Annotated in this window: 1 protein-coding gene; it reads left to right on the forward strand. The window is 69.9% G+C overall.

The window, feature by feature from the left end; genetic code table 11:
* Positions 1-101 precede the first annotated feature (101 nt).
* The coding region (locus tag Q5762_RS36800; protein WP_315896674.1) for an IS481 family transposase at positions 102-1,050 on the forward strand (949 nt) is incomplete at its 3' end.

A 1,050-nucleotide genomic window follows, 5' to 3' on the forward strand; every position in this document is an offset into this window, starting at 1 on the left:
GGACGGGTGAGGGAGGTCTCGGCTGAGGCGTCTTGAACGGGTGAGGGCCTTCCGGGTTCGGTGTGGATTGCGACATCTCCACCGAACGACAAAAGGCCCTCATGTCTCACCGTAATGCACCCCTGACCGAGACCGGACGCCTGCGGCTGGCCCGCTGCGTGGTCGATGACGGCTGGCCGCTGCGCCGGGCGGCCGAGCGTTTCCAGGTCTCGCCCACCACCGCCCAGCGGTGGGCGGCCCGCTACCGGGCTGCGGGCGAGGCCGGCATGGCCGACCACTCCTCGCGCCCGCACCACAGCCCGAAGCGGACTCCCACCCGCACGGAACGGCGGATCATCAAGGTCCGCCTCGCCCGCCGGTGGGGCCCGGCCCGCATCGCTCACCTGCTGGGCCTGGTGCCCTCGACCGTGCACCGCGTGCTGACCCGGTTCGGCCTGGCCCGCCTGACCTGTCTGGACCGGGCCACCGGCCGTGTCATACGCCGCTACGAACGTGACAGGCCCGGCGAACTCGTGCACGTGGACATCAAGAAGCTCGGCAACATCCCCGACGGCGGCGGCCACAAGACCCTCGGCCGCCAGGCCGGCCGCAAAAAGCGCCCCCGCCTGGGCTACAGCTACATCCACACCGCCGTCGACGACCACTCCCGCCTCGCCTACAGCGAGATCCTGGCCGACGAGAAGAAAGAGACCGCCACCGGCTTCTGGCTCCGGGCCCACGCCTACTTCACCAGCGTCGGGATCACCGTCGAACGCGTCCTGACCGACAACGGGGCCTGCTACAAATCCCACGCCTGGCGCGACGCCCTGACGGCGGCCGGGATCGCACACAAGCGAACCCGGCCCTACCGGCCCCAGACCAACGGCAAAGTCGAACGCCTCAACCGCACCCTGCTCGAGGAATGGGCCTACGCCCGCCCCTACCAGTCAGAGGCCGAACGCCGAGCAGCCTTCCCCGAGTGGCTCCACACCTACAATCACCACCGCGGACACACCGCCCTCGCAGGCAAACCACCCGCCAGCCGCGTCCCCAACCTCACAGGGCAATACA

This window comes from Streptomyces sp. P9(2023) (assembly GCF_032436795.1).
Lineage (GTDB): Bacteria > Actinomycetota > Actinomycetes > Streptomycetales > Streptomycetaceae > Streptomyces.